The following is a 16,977-nucleotide window of genomic DNA, read 5'->3' as shown; positions in this document are numbered from 1 at the left end:
GCTTATACTTCCTTCCTTTGGCATCGCCATTTCAAAAAATAAAGAGAGGACGACTCCGCAATCGGAATAGTCCTCTCTTAACGTGTAACTTCCTGTTCTTCCATGACGATCCGGTTTCGACCACCATGCTTCGCATCGTACAGAGCCATATCAGACCGGTAAAATAACGATTCCACACTGACTTTCTCATCCATCCAGTTCCATTCCGCAATACCACTGGATACGGTCACCGGAGGCCTTGTCTCTTCAGCAACCCTCGTGCGAATGATCTCTGCATATTCCAGTGCCTGACGAGCACCAATCTGGGGCATATAGATGGCCAGCTCTTCCCCGCCCCATCGGGCGCAGATGTCCTCAGGTCTGACAGAACTCGTTACAATATCGCTCACCTGCTTCAATACCTGATCACCTGTTTGGTGCCCAAATGTGTCATTCACCTGCTTGAACTGGTCAATGTCCACGACCACCAGCGCCCCACAGAAATCATGGGCCTGACGTTCATGGATCACACTATCCAGATAATGCCTTACATACAGCCCTGTGAGCATATCTAGGTTTGCCAAGCGTCGTACCTCAGCATGAAGTGTTGCATTGGAAAGTGCAAGTCCTATATGAATGGACAGCATCTGCAACAGACGATAATTTTCGTACGAAAAATACTGTGTTTTGGGATGTCCCAGCAGAATGGCGCCCTTCACTTCACCATTCACCCGAACGGGCGAGGCTATTAGTGACATTGAACCGGTAATATCCATGAAGACGGATGACACTTTATCATAATCCGCATAATTGGATAGAATGAGCGGTTCTTCTGTCTCATACAGCACCCCTGCGATTCCGTAGTCTATTGGAAATGATTTGCGGCATAACTCATTTACATTGGATGACATCACTTCGAAATGACTCGTACTGTCATCCAGTTGAAGGATACAGCAGGATTCAGCCTGAAAGATGTCCTTCAACTCCTGCTCGGAGAATTGATAGATCTCCATCAGCTGCAGGCTCTTATTCAAACGTTGTGTCAGATCATTGATTAGACGAAGTTCCTGGATTAACATATTCGATTGCTCGTGCAGCTTGGCATTTTCAAAGGCAGTTCCGGCTGTATCCGCCATCATCGTAATGAGTTGCAGATCCGAATCTTCCATTAACTCCTAATGTGAAATACACCATAGATCCCTTGCTTGCCTTTTAGAGGAAGGCCAACCTCCAGAATGCGATGCTCACCTTCACGTGCCCGAACAACAATGAGCTTGCCCTCCATGAACGATTGTACACAGATGTCTTCTCCACGTTCATGAACAAGCAGCGGCTTGATGCGTGGGTTAAGGCTGCTCTGATCCTGAGACATATACAGTGTCATGCCCGTCGTTGGATATAAGTAGTCAATGCTGTCAAACACTTCATCCAAAATGGCGTCCACATCCATCTTGTCATGCATCCGTTGAACGATTTGGAACAGAATCGACCTTCGGTGTTCTTCACGGGCAGTTTGTTCATGAGCATGTAACATGTCCGTCATAAATATGTATTCAAATCTTCGGTAAAAGCAGGTACGATAATGCAATGCCTCCGATCGAACAACGGCTTCAGACGTGTCATCTCGATTTTGCTCGTAGGTTACAGCAGTGAAGACAGCAAACATATCCTTGTTTGTCCTGGAGAAAAGTGGCTCAGCCATTAGATGATATTCTCCATTTTCAGTGGTTCCACGTAACGACTGTGCCTGTCCAGATTCAAGACATTGCATTACAGTCGAATGTACGTCCAGCGGAGGAGCCCCTTCACTCCCTTGCCCCATACAGATCCCTTCTGTATTCCATACGTTGTATATTATCGATGATCTGTCTGAGTGTGGCCGTCGTTGGGTATACCAGTCGGTATACGCTTGCTGCAGAAGGCTTCCCAGATATGAAAAATCAAAAGGTGTGATATCCATTTTTTGCATCCAGAATACATGCGCTTCGTGAGGAGCGGCAGAAGATGCGGAATCGCCCGAACTTCGCGAATTAAAGCTGGCGGGTTTACTTCTTAGATGTTCTAACATGTCAGGCGCTCCTTTGCACCGTTTTTGCATCCACTCGGATGCATTAATCTGCAGACGTTATCGCAAACCTGCAAATTCTATGCGATAACCTTAATGAATAAGATCATTTAAAGTTAAGATACAATCTATTTTACTCTCTTTAAAGGTTTTTTGCATCCATATTTCAGAAAATTGTCCCATTATTTTGGGCCTAAGGACCTATCGACAAATTTAGACGTTTTTTTGCTTTTATCACATGCTTGACTTTGGTTCTAGTAAACTGTAAAATAAATTGTTGATGAAGACTACTAATGGGTCTTTAAATTTGGGCATTACCGGTTGTGTCACCCTCATTCTTTTTGTTGCTTTCAGGACAGCGGCTGAACTTTCCTGATCGTTTTATGCGAGGCTTAGCCCGCATCAACAAATTGGAGCGCAAACAGAGCCCTATATGAACTTTAACTAAAAAGGAGCTACTTTAAACATGGCACGTTACACTGGTCCTAAATTTAAATTGAGCCGTCGCCTCGGCATTTCCCTGAGCGGAACAGGCAAAGAATTGAAACGTCCTTTCCCTCCAGGTCAGCACGGAGCTAACCAACGGAGAAAAATCAGCAACTACGGTATGCAATTGCAAGAAAAACAAAAACTGCGTCACATGTACGGTTTGGGCGAGAAGCAATTCCGCACTCTCTTTGCTAAAGCGCAAAAAATGCAAGGTATCGCGGGTGAAAACTTCATGTTCTTGCTTGAGAGCCGCCTGGATAACCTCGTATATCGCCTTGGATTCGCTAACTCCCGCGCTGGTTCGCGTCAGTTGGTATCCCACGGTCACGTAACTGTAAACGGCAAAAAAGTTGACATCGCTTCTTACCAAGTAAGCACTGGCGACGTTATCAGCCTGCGTGAAAGAAGCCGCGGTCTTTCTTCCGTTAAGGAAGCTATTGAAAACCGTTCGCATCTTCCGGCATACGTAGAATTCAACGATACTGCTCTGGAAGGTAAATTTATTCGTTTGCCTGAGCGTTCGGAATTGTCCCAAGACATCGACGAAAAACAAATCGTCGAGTTCTACAACCGTTAATCGTTGGAATTTCATTAAGCTTTACTCCAAACAGCTGTCGAGATTTTCTCGGCAGCTGTTTTTTTTATTACAAAAGAAACAACAGGGAAAGAACAAGAAGGTCGTACCTGCACCTAATGCATGGATACGGCCTCCTTCGTATGGTTAGTCATCTATTTTCATCCGCACTTGCATGCTCAATACTTCCACGTTTTACTGAAATTCTCCACGTCTTCTCATGATATGTAATTCAATTCCGTATGATATATATCATAATCCAAGAAAGAATGGCAATTTTCGACCATTGCTTGTATTTCTCAGGCATGCAAACCCGCCTTTTTATGCTATAATAAGTGCTGTTAAAAGGAGGAAGACACTGAATGGTTGATGTTAATAAGAATAAGCCCGATGAACAGCCTGCACGCAAGCGCAGCTTTGCCCGCAGACTGGGGAGTTTCGTCAAATGGATGGTTGTCCTGGGATTCATGGGGGTACTATTTGTAGGCGGTGCTCTGATGGGATACGTCAGTTCCATTGTGAAAGACGAACCCGTCCGTTCAAGGGCGCTGATTGAACAAAAAGTCAGCGAAAACTCCATCACAGGCTTTGCTTACTTTGCCGACGGCAGCCCGATCGGTCAATTACGAACAGAAGAAGACAGGCGTCCGGTCACGTTTGACCAGATTCCACAAAAGGTTATTGATGCAGTCATTTCGATTGAAGACAATCATTTTTACGAACATAAAGGTGTAGACATGAGCGGAACGCTCCGTGCCGTGAAACAGAAAGTGCTGAAAGAATCTGTTCAAACGGGCGGAAGCACACTGACTCAACAATTGGCCCGGCGTGTATTCCTCAATCTGGATCGAACCGAGGACCGGAAAGTGAAAGAAATATTACTCTCGCTCCGACTCGAACGTTTCCTGACCAAAGACGAAATTATGACAGCGTATCTGAACAAGGTTCCTTTTGGTAATGGCTCCAGTGGATATAATGTATATGGAGTCAAGGCAGCTGCCAAAGGACTGTTCAATATCAATGATTTGAGCAAATTAAACACAGCTCAGGCTGCTTATCTTGCAGGTTTGCCTCAGCTCCCCTCCTCTTACTCTGCCTTTAATGGAAAAGGCGATTTTGTTGAGGATAATTTTGAGCGTGCAATCAATCGTCAGCATCTGGTCTTGCGCCGTATGCTGGAACTGGGCAAAATCGATCAATCCGAGTATGACGAAGCTCTTGCTTTTGACATCAAGAGTTCACTCGCACCCAAAACCATCAAAGCTTACAATACTTATCCATACCTTATGATGGAAACGGAACGACAAGCAGCACAGATTTTAATGCAACTCAATTCGGATAAAGCTGAAAGCACGGATGCCAAAGCGGATACTGCCAAGGATACGGATACCGATACACCGCAAAAAGAAAGCAGTGCCTTGCTGGAGGAAGCCCAGCAGCAATTGCGTACTGGCGGATATCGTATCTACACGACCATCAACAAGAGTATCTACAAAACCATGCGTACCATTGCTGAAGATGACAGTAATTTCTCTGCTGACGATCCCGTGAAGGGAAAGGAACAGACGGCTGCCATGTTGATTAATCACAAAACAGGCGCTATTCTCGGCATGATTGAAGGCCGTGATTTCCAGGATGAGCAGATGAACTATGCAACCCAGATGGTGCGTCAGCCAGGTTCAACCATGAAACCTATAGCTGCTTATCTGCCTGCACTGGATGAAGGACTTGTTCAACCCGCTTCCATAATCGATGATTCACCGATTATTCTGAAGGACGGTCCGAATGGATTCCATATTCCGAAAAATGCCAACAATCGCTACCAAGGACTTGTGACTGCCCGCAGAGCACTCAACTACTCGCTGAATGTGCCTGCATTGAAGCTGTTCAACGAAGAAGTTGGCATCGACAAATCATGGGCTTTTGCCAAGAAGCTGGGGATCACTACCATCCAGCCGATTGATTACCAAGCTCAGACTGGTGTTCTTGGAGGACTTCAGTACGGTGTTACCGTCGAGGAGCTTACCAATGCCTATGGAGCCATTGCCAACAATGGTGTATACAATGATTCCTATATGATCAGCAAAATTGTAGACTCCAATGGCAACATCGTATATAAACACGATGTAGCACCTGTTCAGGCCTTCTCAGAACAGACGGCATACCTGATGACAGATATGCTTCGCACCGTTATTACGGAAGGTACAGCCGATAAAGTTCGTGAAAATTATAAGTACTCCAAGAGTGTGCCGATCGTAGGCAAAACGGGTTCAACCCAAAACTATGCAGATGTCTGGTTTGAAGGCTATACGCCGGATGTCACACTAGGTGTATGGGTGGGATACAAACAGCCGGTAAACACGCTTGAAACCAGATCACAGAAGAAACGTGCCCAGCAGCTGTGGACCCAAATTATGAATCAAGTCATTGCTACAGATAAAGAGATGTTTGTAACCGATTCGTTCAAGAAACCATCCGGAATCGAGACAAGAACCGTATCGGCTTATAGCGGCAAATTGCCAACATCTCTGACGGACAGATTTGTCACTGATATTTTCAATAGCAAATTTGTGCCGAAGGATAGCGATGATGGCGTCGCAAAAGCCAAATATATCACTTACAATGGTGTCAACTACATTCCGCGTGATGAAACGCCTGGAGACATGACGAAGGAGAAAACGGTCGTCAAGCGCAAAAAACCGATCTCTGATCTCATCAAGGAACTTCAAAGTGCATTCTCACGCATGAGCCGTCACGAATCATTGGCTTATTACCTGCCGGAAGATGCCGATGCAGACATGCCGACACAGATTGATCCAAGAACAGATAACGGCAAGGCACCGGATGCACCAGGCAATGTAAGAATTTCCGTTGGTAACGGGAACGCCGTCATTACGTTTAATGCCACACCGGAAAGTGATGTGGTTGGTTATCGCCTGTATCGCTCAGTAAATGGTGCCGGATTCCAAAATCAGGGGCAGGTTGTCCTGACAGGTGAGTCCAGATCATTCAGCGCTTATGCACAAGGTGGGGACTTTGCATTCTACGTTACTGCAGTGGATGTCGCTGGCCGAGAGTCCGCTCCTAGTGCAGCAGTTAGCAGTGCAGGAGTAGCACAGCCTCCTCCAGATGAAGAGATAAATGAACCGATTAATGTTCCGGGAACGGTCGTTACACCGGAAGATTCCCAGAACGAGAACGCCGTAACTACGGCTCCGGCTACACCGGGCCAAGTGAGCGTGTCGGCGCTCTCCCAAGGACTTCGCATTCAGTGGGCCTCCAATCCGGAATCGGATGGCGTTCAAAGTTATGCTGTATATTTTAGTGAAACCGGCGCAGCCCCATACACCAAAATTGGCACAACTTCAGGTACCTCCATGGACTACGGAGTGCCTGCATCCACCAGTGGATGGTTCAAGGTATCTGCCAGCAACAGTATAGGCGAATCTGAAGCGTCCAGTGCCGTGCTTTTCCAACCGTAATACAGAGTTATCAAGATTCCACTTTTAACCCCATTCTCGTATGTTGAGGATGGGTTTTTTGTTTTGCATTGAAGCATTTAAGCATTTAAGCATTGAACCCAAAAGCAAAAGCCTGATCCGCAATGAAACACGGATCAGGCTTTGCATTGGAAACATGGACAGGCGGACGCGCTGCATCCTACTCGTTTACTCTTTAGTCTTCAATGGTCGATAGATCGCCTGTTGGCAGATCCAGCTCCCAGGCTTTCAACACACGGCGCATAATCTTGCCGGAACGGGTCTTGGGAAGTTTATCCTTGAACTCAATCTCACGGGGAGCGGCGTGGGCAGACAAGCCTTCTTTTACAAATCGATAGATCTCTTCCTTCAGCTCCGGTGTCGGCTCATACCCCTCACGCAGTGCCACAAAGGCCTTGATGATCTCTCCACGAGTTACATCCGGTTTGCCGATAACACCTGCCTCTGCTACCGCAGGATGCTCTACAAGCTTGCTCTCCACCTCAAAGGGGCCAATTCGTTCCCCTGAAGAATTAATGACATCATCAATCCGGCCCTGAAACCAGAAGTAGCCATCTTCGTCCATATACGCAGAATCACCGGATACATACCACCCAGAAAGCCGGAAATACTCCTCGTATTTGGCCGGGTTATTCCAGATCTTCGCCATCATGGACGGCCAGGATGTACGAATCGCCAGGTTCCCCATACTGTATGGTGGCAATTCCTGTCCTTGATCATCAATAATGGCTGCATCAATTCCCGGTAATGGACGACCCATGGAACCTGGTTTGATCGGCATGCCCGGATAATTACAAATCAGCTGTCCACCCGTCTCCGTCATCCACCAGGTATCGTGAATTCGCTGACCATAGGCTTTCCAGCCCCAACGAACGACCTCCGGATTAAGAGGTTCACCGACGGACATGACGTGACGAAGACTGCTCAGATCATGCTGGGCAATGGTCTCTTCGCCCGCACCCATCAGCATCCGGAAAGCAGTCGGCGCACTGTACCATACGGTGACTTTATTTTTCTCAATGGTGCTGTACCAGTCTCCTGGACTAAATCGTCCCCCTCGAATAACGTTGGTCACGCCATTCAACCAGGGTGCAAAGATCCCGTAGGATGTACCTGTGACCCACCCCGGATCAGCTGTGCACCAGTACACGTCATCCTCGCGCAAATCCAGCACAACCTTGCCGGTATAATAATGCTGAATCATCGCATTCTGCACATGATATACACCTTTGGGTTTACCAGTAGAGCCGGATGTATAGTGAATCAGCAGACCATCTTCACGAGTCAGCCATTCCACTTCCATATCGTCCGAAGCTTGCGACATCTCAGCATCAAAGTCGATGAGCCCTTCTTCCGTCTGCGGACCGCCACCCACAACAAAGATATGCTTGAGTTCCGGCAGTTCGGAACGTTTAATTCGTCCCAGCAATTGAGGGGTCGTCACCAGTGCCACAGCTCCGCTATCCTCCAGCCGATCCTTCACCGCAGTTTCCATAAAGGCTTCAAATAGCGGACCTGCAATAGCTCCAACCTTTAATATGCCTAACAGACTGAAATAGAGCTCAGGACTGCGAGGCATAAAAATAAATACCCGTTCTCCCTTGGCTATGCCATATTTGCGCAGTACGTTACCGAAGCGACTCGACTGCTCGCTCAAGTCAGCAAACGTGTACGCCTCTTCACGAGAAGCATCACTGTATAACAGTGCCGTTCTTCCGCCTCTTCCTTCCAGCACATGACGATCTATCGCTTCATGCGCCATGTTGACTTTCCCGCTGGCGTGCCACGTAAAGTGCCTTTCAACCAATTCCCAATCAAACCGGCTTCGGGCCTCCGTGTAATCGCCCAGATTAGATTCAGACACAACCGTTTGCAGCATCTCACCATGTGCTTGACTCATGCTTGCCAGCCTCCTTCAACTCGACATTTCGATTCCCATTATGGGTACTTCTGATTGCCTTTGTGTTGACTGAACTTCCAGTTAGCGCTTACATTAGTAGAGAGAACTTCTCATCATGTACTTGTCTGGCCAAACCGATGAACCCAAACTGCAGTTGAATTGTGAACATTTTTTGTCTACGCAATTATAGCAAATCTTTTCAATCATCGTCTATGGCTTTTCAAATTTTTGGTTTTTTGCTATAAGTAGGGGGAGAGAGGAGCATGAACCATGGAGCATATTAAGGAGCATCATATGCGTTCCATCTTCAAGTCCGGCCACCGAATCATCATTGAGGGACCTGTTCAGGCCGACACGATTAAGCAGCTTGAATTTCATACCGATCTCGATGCCTTCAGGCGCCCTTCGGAACAGCAGGAGGCATTAGCCGAAATTGCCGCCTTGCCCGAAGGTCGAATCATCATTGCACGGGAAAATGAGACCATTGTCGGTTATGTGACTTTTCATTATGCAGATGAATGCGAGCGTTGGTCGGAAGGCAACATGACCGATCTGATTGAGCTGGGCGCCATCGAGGTTGCCGATTCCTATCGTTCTCTCGGGATTGGACGCGAAATGCTGCTCACTGCGTTTGAAAACGGACAGATGGAGAAATATATCATATTCACAACGGAATATTACTGGCATTGGGATTTGAAAGGCAGCGCCCTTTCCGTATGGGATTACCGCAAGATGATGGAGAAATTGATGCAAACCGTAGACATGACCTGGTACGCCACCGATGATCCCGAGATCTGTTCACATCCGGCAAACTGCCTCATGGTCCGTATTGGCAGCCAAGTGCCTCTTGAATCGGAAGAACAATTCGACCGCGTGCGATTCCGCCATCGTTTTATGTACTGATTACGAATCCACATTGATGATTTTGAAATAGGCATACATATAAAAACCGCCCCTTCGTGAACAGTTTCATCATGAATGATCTGCTACGAAGAAGCGGTTTTTTGTTGCCCTTTTAACCCTCTGTCACACTCAAAACATGCATATCTTAGGGTCTACATATGTTCCAGCATATGTTCCACAATTCGGTGGGAACGCTGGGAAGACGCCACCGTAAACTCGGCAAAGTTTACATGCGCTGATCCATCGGCTTTGTCAGACATAGCACGAAGTATAACGAAGGGAACACGGTTCATGAAGCTTACTTGCGCTACGGCAGCCCCTTCCATCTCCGCACATGCCCCATCCATTTCAGTATACAGCATTTTCACGGTATCCTTGCTTGCAATGAATTGATCTCCTGACAGCACTTTACCGATCAGATAGTTCGCTCCCTGCGCTTTGCAGGCTTCTTCAGCTAATGTGATAAGTGATGCTTCCGCCGGGAAGGCAGACGTCTCCTGATAAGGTATAACTCCGCGCTCGAATCCAAGTGGGGTCACATCCATATCATGCTGTACACATACCGACGAGATAACCATATCCCCAATGTTTAATTCGGGATTAACCGCGCCCGCGACACCTGTAAAAATAATACGGTTTACCTGAAAACGATCAATTAGAATCTGTGTCGTCACAGCCGCATTCACTTTACCTACGCCTGATTTGCAGACCACTATCTGCTTACCCAACCATTCGCCAGCGACATAGGTAATTCCGGTTTGTTTTACAGTCTCCAGTTGCTTCATACCAGCCAGGAGAAGTTCTACTTCCTCATCCATTGCACCAATAATGCCGATCGTTTCACGCATGTTCTGACCTCCTGTATACATTCTGCATGTTGAAAACCTGACCTTGTCCCATCCAGATGTAATTTTCCCTTTAAGCTCAAAGCCCCATTCAGCACAAAAGCTCCGTTTCCGGAGCTTCCGTAATTCCACTATGTAGAGAGAATGTCTTCTCCCTTTCTTATTTAAACTACATCTGCGTGGCTTACAGACAGACGGAGAATCGTTTCATGCGGCAAAATAACCCGTGGGTTCTCCACATTTTCCTTCTTCATCAGCTTGGTCAGCAAACGCATTGCTACAGCGCCCAGGTCATACATCGGTTGAGCTACAGTAGTCAGCTGAGGACGGACCATGGAAGCCATACGGATGTTATCCACACTGATGATGGAGAAGTCATCCGGTACTTTCAGACCTTCATCCTGAATGCTGTGAATAGCACCGATCGCCATCTCATCTGTTGCAGCGAAGATTGCCGATGGTTTTTTCTTCAATCCGAGGAAATACTTCATCGCTTCCACACCAGACTCATAACGATAGTTACCAATGCGTACGAGATCTTCCTGGTATTCCATACCTGCTGCTTCAAGTGCTTTCTTGTAGCCTTGGAAACGAGCATAACCGTTGGCAGGATCCTGCAATGTACCACTGATCATTGCGATTTCCTTGTGTCCATGACGAATCAACGTGTTTACAGCGTCAAATGCCGCAGCTTCATGATCGATATCTACAGAAGGATACGTGCCCTTCTCGTCACTTGTTGCACAGAGAACGATCGGCACAGCCGCTGACTGGAACGCCTGAATATGCTCGTCCGTTACCGTTCCACCCATGAAGAGCAGACCGTCTACCTGTTTCTCCAGCAGCGTGTTAATTACACGAATTTCTTTTTCTTTCTTCTTGTCCGCGTTACACAAAATAATGTTGTAGTGATACATATTCGCGATATCTTCAATCCCGCGGGCAATCTCTGCAAAGGTTGAGTTCGAAATGTCCGGAATAACGACCCCGACCGTGGTTGTCTTCTTGCTCGCCAAACCTCTGGCTACCGCATTCGGACGATATCCCAACCGATCGATGGCTTCATATACTTTTTTGCGCGTCTGTGGCTTCACATTAGGGTTATTATTAACAACCCGTGATACCGTTGCCATAGAGACACCGGCTTCACGTGCCACATCATAAATGGTTACCGTCACAGTACTTCTCTCCATTACCAGTAAATTTTCATACCATTTTCATTAAGATTTATATTACGACAAATTTATGCATTAATCAATTAAAATAGGCTTTAGGACTCACGCAGTGCTTTCGTGATTGTGGTTGAAGTAATATCCGAGTGGGAAGTATGCCATACAGGAATTCCCTTTTTGACTAGAATCGCCTGCGGAGATTCGTGCTTAACACCCAGCTTGTCCGCTGCTTCGTTGGATACAGGGCGATCTTCCACTACATAGATGATACCGTATTTCACTTGTTCATTTGGACTATTTTGCAAATAATCGTTCATCTCCTGATAGGCGTTCGCGCTGATCGGGCAGCGTGTACTGTGCTTAAACAGAAGCAAGGGTTGATCCTCGGTAGCCTCCACTGCGGAGTTTAGCTGTTCAATACTTGTCATTTTAGTCATGTCAGCCATTTGATATACATCCCCCTTTACCAGGAATACCGCTATGTTGAGCGTTTTCACTCTACGATATCTTAACAAAAAGCGGGCGAAAAAGCCAATTTTCATGAAAACAAGCATTTTGCACGTCAAAATTAGACAGCATTCGAGAAATGCGCCTGCCATACAAATCCGGATAATTGACCCAATCTGCGCTGTGTTGTTTCGATCCATTCCTCATCATTAGACTTTTGGGCGTACCCCATAATGTCCAGCAGCAGGTTAATTCGCTCTTCCACAGCACATTGCATCCGATGCTCCATCTCTCGATCCGTAGCGTCAGGCCAGGCCAGCAGCTGCTCATGAAAAAGGTCTGCAAGTTCATTTCGCTCTCCAAACGATACATCCTGTTTGGCAGGTTGTTCCCCAAGTGTACTGATGCACTCTTTCAAATCCGGCTTGACCGGCTGAAGCACTTCATAGGAAACGCAGTCTGTACAAGCAAATACAGGTACGTTACGAATCTCCACCTTTTTGGCGTATACCACCGTTCTTAATTCAAGTTCCATTACATGTCCGCATCTGCACGTCTTACGCACAGTCATCACCTCATTCGTTCTATACTCTTATATAGATACCATTCGACCTATTTCCGCTCAAATCCTGCTATAAACCATAGGTTGCACAAATTACCACTACCTCCAGATGAAGGTTGTCGAATGCAGGCATACATTGAGTTGGAATCGCTTACGTGATGGAGAAAATGCATGACAATGAAGTCACTGTGAGAATCTGTTACAATAAGGACGCTATGTACTAATTACCGCAAAAGGAGAGATGATGAATGAGATTAACAGGCAAAAAAGTCATCGCCCTGGTCGATGAAGAATTCGAAGATCTGGAACTGTGGTATCCGGTGCATCGTGTCCGTGAGGAAGGCGCTGAGGTGCATCTCGCCGGAGAGAAAAAAGGTAAAATCTACATCGGGAAATATGGTGTTCCCGCCGAAGCAGAATACAGTTTTGATGAACTGGATAGTTCACAATACGATGGTATTCTTGTACCCGGGGGTTGGGCTCCGGACAAGCTTCGGCGCTACCCTAAAGTAATTGAACTGGTTAAGGAAATGCACGCGGAGCGTAAGCCCATCGGACAGATCTGTCACGCAGGGTGGGTGCTGATCTCAGCTAAAATACTGGATGGGGTTACGGTCACATCTACGCCTGGAATCAGAGATGACATGGAAAATGCCGGGGCTATCTGGAAAGATGAAGCCGTTGTTGTGGATGGTCACATCATTTCAGCTCGTCGTCCACCTGACCTTCCTCCGTATGGCAAAGCATTTTGCGATGCACTTGCTGACAAATAAAGCAAAGCCCCACACCATATGGTGTGGGGCTTTATCCTATGAAATAAAGACTATTTTCCAAAATTGTACAAAAGTTAATATTTTCACTTAAAGGTATTTATTTGAAAATATCCTGTTCAAGATGCATTCGATCCACTCTGTTCATCCGGACTGCCCATCGAATCATTGAAGACCTGCAGACGTTGTTCGATATCCGCACTTGTCCGCAAGGTGAAGCATTCAGATGCTGCCTCTTTGGCAGCAGCGGCTGTTGTATTCAAGACCCTGTGCTTGACACGCAGCAAGGATTGCGGGGACATGCTCAGATTGCTAATTCCAAGCTCAAGCCACAGGGGAATTGAACGTTCGTCTCCTGCCATCTCTCCACACACACTGATATCAATCCCTGCCGTATGGGCCGCATCCACTGTCGCGCGCAGCATGCGCAGTACAGCCGGATGATACGGATGATACATATGTGCAATCTGCTCATTCATTCGATCTACCGCCAATACATACTGCACGAGATCATTCGTACCGATACTGAAGAAATCAGCTTCCTCGGCAAGCAGGTCCGCTATCATCACCGCTGCCGGAACCTCAATCATGATGCCCACCTGAATATGCGGATCATACGGCAATTGGCGCTCATCCAGATCAGACATCGCTTCACGCAGGATTTCATTGGCCTCCTGAAGTTCTTCTACCGAAGAGATCATCGGGTACATAATTTTGACATTGCCCGCAGCACTGGCGCGCAGAATGGCTGTAAGCTGTGTTTTGAACAGATCTTTACGGTCCAGGCTGATCCGAATCGCTCGATATCCCAGAAACGGGTTATCTTCTTCGGGAAGTTCGAAATAGTCGAGCTGCTTGTCACCACCAATATCGAGCGTACGAATAACGACAGACTGACCTGCAGTTTTCTCAGCGACAAGACGATAAACCTCATACTGTTCCTGCTCACCCGGGAACGTAGCCCGATCCATGTACAGGAACTCTGTCCGGAACAAGCCGACTCCCTTGGCCCCGTGTTTCAGTGCCAAATCCAGTTCCTTAACGGAGCTGATATTGGAAGCCAGATGCAGAACGGAACCGTCTTTGGTTACGGCATCGACTGTTGCAAGTACCTGCAGCTGTTCTTTTTTCTTCAATTGTTTGCTGCGAATCATCGTGTAACGCTCAATCGTCTTGCGATCCGGCTCCGTAAAGACGAGGCCGTTATCTCCATCCACAACCAACATATCTCCGGTCTCTACAGGCATGCCAAGACTCGCTTCCAGACCGGAAACGAGAGGAATACCAAGGGCACGAGCCATAATGGCCGAATGTGACGTTTTGCCTCCGATGAGTGTCACAATGCCCAGCACGTGGCTTGGATTCAAATGCGCCAATTGAGAGGGTGACAGCTCTTTGGCCACGAGTATATAAGGCTGGGTATCTGATGGGAGCGTAATTTCCGGTGCGCCCAGCAGATGTTTTAACAAGCGGTTACCCACGTCCTTAATGTCGATGGCCCGTTCCTTCATATACTCGTCGTCGAGCAGGTCAAACATGGTGACAAAATGGTCGATGGCTTCTTTGACGGCTACTTCTGCTGCCTTGTACTGCCGTTCAATAATACCGCGAATTTCGTTCATGAATACCGGATCTTCCAGAATGGCCAGATGTGCATCAAAGATGCTGGACTCTTCAGGACCGACCACTTCCTTGAACTCGTTCTTGATATATTCAATCTCATCCTTTGATGTCCGTATGCCCTCGTACAGCCGTTCGAACTCTTGGGCGAGATCCACCGAATCCATCTTCTGATCCGGCAGATCCCATTCCCAACTGGGCAGGACAAATGCTTTGCCGATGGCTATGCCTGCAGCGCCGTTGATGCCTTGTATCTTCATTCTACCCCTCCAACGTTCCTGTCATAGAGCACCACGGACATAACGGATGCCTGACCTTTCTTAACTTGCTTAAATGGAGCAAAGCTCCATGATTTGACTCGATCTGGATTCGTAATTACCATTGGTGTCGTCAGCGATGCCGCCTCGGCTCGCAATACAGCCAGGTCAAATTTGATTAACAATTGCCCCGGCTCCACCGTATCCCCTTCCTGAACAAAGGCTTCAAAATGCCCTTTGAGTTGGGAGGTATCGATACCGATATGAAGCAGGACTTCAAGTCCTTCCCGGGTTGAAATGCCCAGAGCATGCATCGTCGGATACAGGTGCATAATTGTTCCATACACGGGTGAGACGAGCTCTCCCTTTTCCGGGACAAAGGCTACGCCATCGCCCACAAGCTTGGCTGCAAATATCTGATCCGGCACCTCTTCAATCGGTAACATTTTACCCTGCACAGGAGCGCAGAACAGAACCTGCTGCAGATCGCGTTCGAGCAGCTTCGCAATCTCTTCCCGAATCAATTCCGAGTAGGTGCCAAATACCACTTGTACGTTACCGCCACCCAGCTTGATGAGACCTGCGGACCCCATACTCTTCATTGCACCTGTATCGATTAACCGATCATTATGCACCGTGAGGCGAAGTCGCGTAATGCAGGCCTCCACCTGCACAATGTTTTCTTTCCCACCCAGCGCTTCCAAAATGAGAGGAGCCTGATAAGGAATGTTACCTACCCAATCTTCCAGCATGGAGCCCTCTTCACGCCCTGGAGTCGGAATCTTGAACGTGCGAATCGCCCACCTGAACAGGAAATAATAGACCAACCCATATAGTATGCCAATCGGTATGAGCTTCCAAGCATTCTCCGATAGATGGAAATTGAGTATGTAATCAATAATGCCAGCCGAATAAGAGAACCCATGGCGTATATCAAGCCAGTAACTGATCCACATCGCAAGCCCCGACATGACTGCATGCACGATGAACAGATAAGGTGCCGCGAACAAAAAGGCAAATTCGATCTGCTCCGACACCCCTGTCAGGAAACAAACGAGTGCGGAAGTAAGAAATGTTTTTTTGATTTTCGGCTTCAGGTCTTCCCTTGCCTCCTGAATGATCGCAAAGGCAATCGCTGGAATCGCAAACATCATGATCGGGAACAAACCAGCCATAAAAAATCCTGCTGTTGGATCACCTGCAAAAAATCGCGGTAAATCCCCTTGAACAATGTTTCCATCTGCTGTCTCATACGTCCCCAGTTGGAACCAAAATACATTGTTAAGCAGATGGTGCAATCCGAAGGCAACCAATACCCTGTACAGGACCCCATAAATGAACAGCCCAAAACCGCCGAGACTGTATTCCCAGGTGGCGATGGCGTTCAATCCATGTTGAAGAATGGGTGCAATCCATAACATAAAGAAGGAAAACAGGGCTGAGCAGAGTCCAACAATGAGCAAAACAAACCTGGAACCACCGAAAAATTGTAAAATTTCAGGCAGTTTAATGCTTTTGAACCGATTATGCGTCACCCCGGCAAGTGCGCCGAGAATAATTCCGATTAAGGAAGCAGGTTGAACGGTGCCATCGCCGAAGTTGCGAGTCACCTGATCATATATCACAATACCAGCCAGAGCGGCGAGTCCCGCTTGTCCGGCCTGGTTGGAGAGTCCCAGCGCTACGCCGACAGCAAACAAATACGGCAAAAAATAAAAAATACCGTGTCCGGCCACGGTAGACACTTCACCAACAACTTTCAATCCCCAGGCGTCCCAGGGCAAACTGCCAACACTCAGCAAAATTGCGGCGGCGGGCAGGACCATTGTAGGCAGCATTACCGCTCGTCCGAGCTGCTGCAAGGATCCGAGCCAATTCATGGCGACCTCTCCTT

The 16,977-nt window shown here is 47.4% G+C and carries 13 protein-coding genes; 4 read left to right on the top strand and 9 right to left on the bottom strand.

Going from position 1 to position 16,977, the window contains the following annotated elements; all coding sequences use genetic code 11:
* Positions 1 to 77 precede the first annotated feature (77 nt).
* Complete coding sequence (locus QP794_RS19730; RefSeq protein ID WP_285078573.1) at positions 78 to 1,148, bottom strand: sensor domain-containing diguanylate cyclase; 1,071 nt, start codon at positions 1,146 to 1,148, stop codon at positions 78 to 80.
* The gene (locus QP794_RS19725; RefSeq protein WP_285078572.1) at positions 1,148 to 2,047 is read right to left on the bottom strand and encodes a hypothetical protein; all 900 of its coding nucleotides are present in this window, start codon (positions 2,045 to 2,047) and stop codon (positions 1,148 to 1,150) included. The genes QP794_RS19730 and QP794_RS19725 overlap by 1 nt, the downstream gene beginning before the upstream one ends.
* A 463-nt stretch (positions 2,048 to 2,510) precedes the next feature.
* Here QP794_RS19725 and rpsD point away from each other — a divergent pair, with 463 nt between their 5' ends.
* Together rpsD and QP794_RS19715 are read left to right on the top strand one after the other, a co-directional pair.
* Positions 2,511 to 3,110, top strand: coding sequence for a 30S ribosomal protein S4 (gene rpsD / locus QP794_RS19720; protein WP_024631144.1), 600 nt, complete (start codon positions 2,511 to 2,513; stop codon positions 3,108 to 3,110).
* Between the two features lie 359 nt (positions 3,111 to 3,469).
* Positions 3,470 to 6,589: a transglycosylase domain-containing protein gene (locus QP794_RS19715; protein ID WP_285078571.1), complete on the top strand. Its 3,120-nt coding sequence runs from the start codon at positions 3,470 to 3,472 to the stop codon at positions 6,587 to 6,589.
* A 193-nt stretch (positions 6,590 to 6,782) separates the two neighbouring features.
* Here QP794_RS19715 and acsA read toward each other — a convergent pair whose 3' ends face one another.
* A complete protein-coding gene (gene acsA, locus QP794_RS19710; protein WP_285078570.1) occupies positions 6,783 to 8,507 on the bottom strand; it encodes an acetate--CoA ligase in 1,725 nt (574 codons plus the stop codon).
* A gap of 270 nt (positions 8,508 to 8,777) precedes the next feature.
* Between acsA and QP794_RS19705 the strand changes: the two genes are divergently transcribed.
* A complete protein-coding gene (locus QP794_RS19705; RefSeq protein WP_285078569.1) occupies positions 8,778 to 9,410 on the top strand; it encodes a GNAT family N-acetyltransferase in 633 nt (210 codons plus the stop codon).
* A gap of 152 nt (positions 9,411 to 9,562) precedes the next feature.
* Here the strand turns inward: QP794_RS19705 and QP794_RS19700 are convergent, their stop codons facing one another.
* From QP794_RS19700 to QP794_RS19685, 4 genes are all read right to left on the bottom strand, one after another.
* Entirely contained in the window at positions 9,563 to 10,258 is a 696-nt protein-coding gene (locus tag QP794_RS19700; RefSeq protein ID WP_285078568.1) for a 5'-methylthioadenosine/adenosylhomocysteine nucleosidase, read from the bottom strand.
* A 161-nt stretch (positions 10,259 to 10,419) separates the two neighbouring features.
* Positions 10,420 to 11,433, bottom strand: a complete 1,014-nt coding sequence (ccpA, locus tag QP794_RS19695; RefSeq protein ID WP_024631149.1) for a catabolite control protein A — start codon at positions 11,431 to 11,433, stop codon at positions 10,420 to 10,422.
* A 92-nt stretch (positions 11,434 to 11,525) separates the two neighbouring features.
* A complete protein-coding gene (gene ytxJ, locus QP794_RS19690) occupies positions 11,526 to 11,873 on the bottom strand; it encodes a bacillithiol system redox-active protein YtxJ (protein WP_024631150.1) in 348 nt (115 codons plus the stop codon).
* A 122-nt stretch (positions 11,874 to 11,995) separates the two neighbouring features.
* Positions 11,996 to 12,409, bottom strand: coding sequence for a hypothetical protein (locus tag QP794_RS19685; RefSeq protein ID WP_052016637.1), 414 nt, complete (start codon positions 12,407 to 12,409; stop codon positions 11,996 to 11,998).
* A gap of 275 nt (positions 12,410 to 12,684) precedes the next feature.
* Here QP794_RS19685 and QP794_RS19680 point away from each other — a divergent pair, with 275 nt between their 5' ends.
* Positions 12,685 to 13,209 carry a type 1 glutamine amidotransferase domain-containing protein gene (locus tag QP794_RS19680; RefSeq protein ID WP_079349562.1) on the top strand — a complete coding sequence of 175 codons (525 nt, stop codon included), beginning with the start codon at positions 12,685 to 12,687 and terminating at the stop codon, positions 13,207 to 13,209.
* A 116-nt stretch (positions 13,210 to 13,325) separates the two neighbouring features.
* Here the strand turns inward: QP794_RS19680 and ptsP are convergent, their stop codons facing one another.
* On the bottom strand, positions 13,326 to 15,086 hold the full coding sequence (ptsP, locus tag QP794_RS19675; RefSeq protein ID WP_079349563.1) for a phosphoenolpyruvate--protein phosphotransferase: 1,761 nt from the start codon (positions 15,084 to 15,086) through the stop codon (positions 13,326 to 13,328).
* Positions 15,083 to 16,963 (bottom strand): glucose PTS transporter subunit IIA, encoded by a 1,881-nt coding sequence (locus QP794_RS19670; RefSeq protein WP_024631154.1) that lies wholly within the window; start codon positions 16,961 to 16,963, stop codon positions 15,083 to 15,085. The genes ptsP and QP794_RS19670 overlap by 4 nt, the downstream gene beginning before the upstream one ends.
* Positions 16,964 to 16,977 lie beyond the last annotated feature (14 nt).

Origin of the sequence: Paenibacillus sp. UMB7766-LJ446 (assembly GCF_030226665.1) — a bacterium.
GTDB classification, from domain to species: Bacteria; Bacillota; Bacilli; order Paenibacillales; family Paenibacillaceae; genus Paenibacillus; species Paenibacillus vandeheii.
Note: the sequence above shows the minus strand (reverse complement) of the source record. Positions and strands in the feature narration are given on the sequence as shown.

What these genes read in the sequence shown, in the direction of transcription:
- QP794_RS19730 (WP_285078573.1), bottom strand. Translation starts at nt 1,148, where the DNA reads ATGGAAGATTCGGATCTGCAACTCATTACGATGATGGCGGATACAGCC.
- QP794_RS19725 (WP_285078572.1), bottom strand. Translation starts at nt 2,047, where the DNA reads ATGTTAGAACATCTAAGAAGTAAACCCGCCAGCTTTAATTCGCGAAGT.
- rpsD (WP_024631144.1), top strand. Translation starts at nt 2,511, where the DNA reads ATGGCACGTTACACTGGTCCTAAATTTAAATTGAGCCGTCGCCTCGGC.
- QP794_RS19715 (WP_285078571.1), top strand. Translation starts at nt 3,470, where the DNA reads ATGGTTGATGTTAATAAGAATAAGCCCGATGAACAGCCTGCACGCAAG.
- acsA (WP_285078570.1), bottom strand. Translation starts at nt 8,507, where the DNA reads ATGAGTCAAGCACATGGTGAGATGCTGCAAACGGTTGTGTCTGAATCT.
- QP794_RS19705 (WP_285078569.1), top strand. Translation starts at nt 8,778, where the DNA reads ATGGAGCATATTAAGGAGCATCATATGCGTTCCATCTTCAAGTCCGGC.
- QP794_RS19700 (WP_285078568.1), bottom strand. Translation starts at nt 10,258, where the DNA reads ATGCGTGAAACGATCGGCATTATTGGTGCAATGGATGAGGAAGTAGAA.
- ytxJ (WP_024631150.1), bottom strand. Translation starts at nt 11,873, where the DNA reads ATGGCTGACATGACTAAAATGACAAGTATTGAACAGCTAAACTCCGCA.
- QP794_RS19685 (WP_052016637.1), bottom strand. Translation starts at nt 12,409, where the DNA reads ATGGAACTTGAATTAAGAACGGTGGTATACGCCAAAAAGGTGGAGATT.
- QP794_RS19680 (WP_079349562.1), top strand. Translation starts at nt 12,685, where the DNA reads ATGAGATTAACAGGCAAAAAAGTCATCGCCCTGGTCGATGAAGAATTC.
- ptsP (WP_079349563.1), bottom strand. Translation starts at nt 15,086, where the DNA reads ATGAAGATACAAGGCATCAACGGCGCTGCAGGCATAGCCATCGGCAAA.
- QP794_RS19670 (WP_024631154.1), bottom strand. Translation starts at nt 16,963, where the DNA reads ATGAATTGGCTCGGATCCTTGCAGCAGCTCGGACGAGCGGTAATGCTG.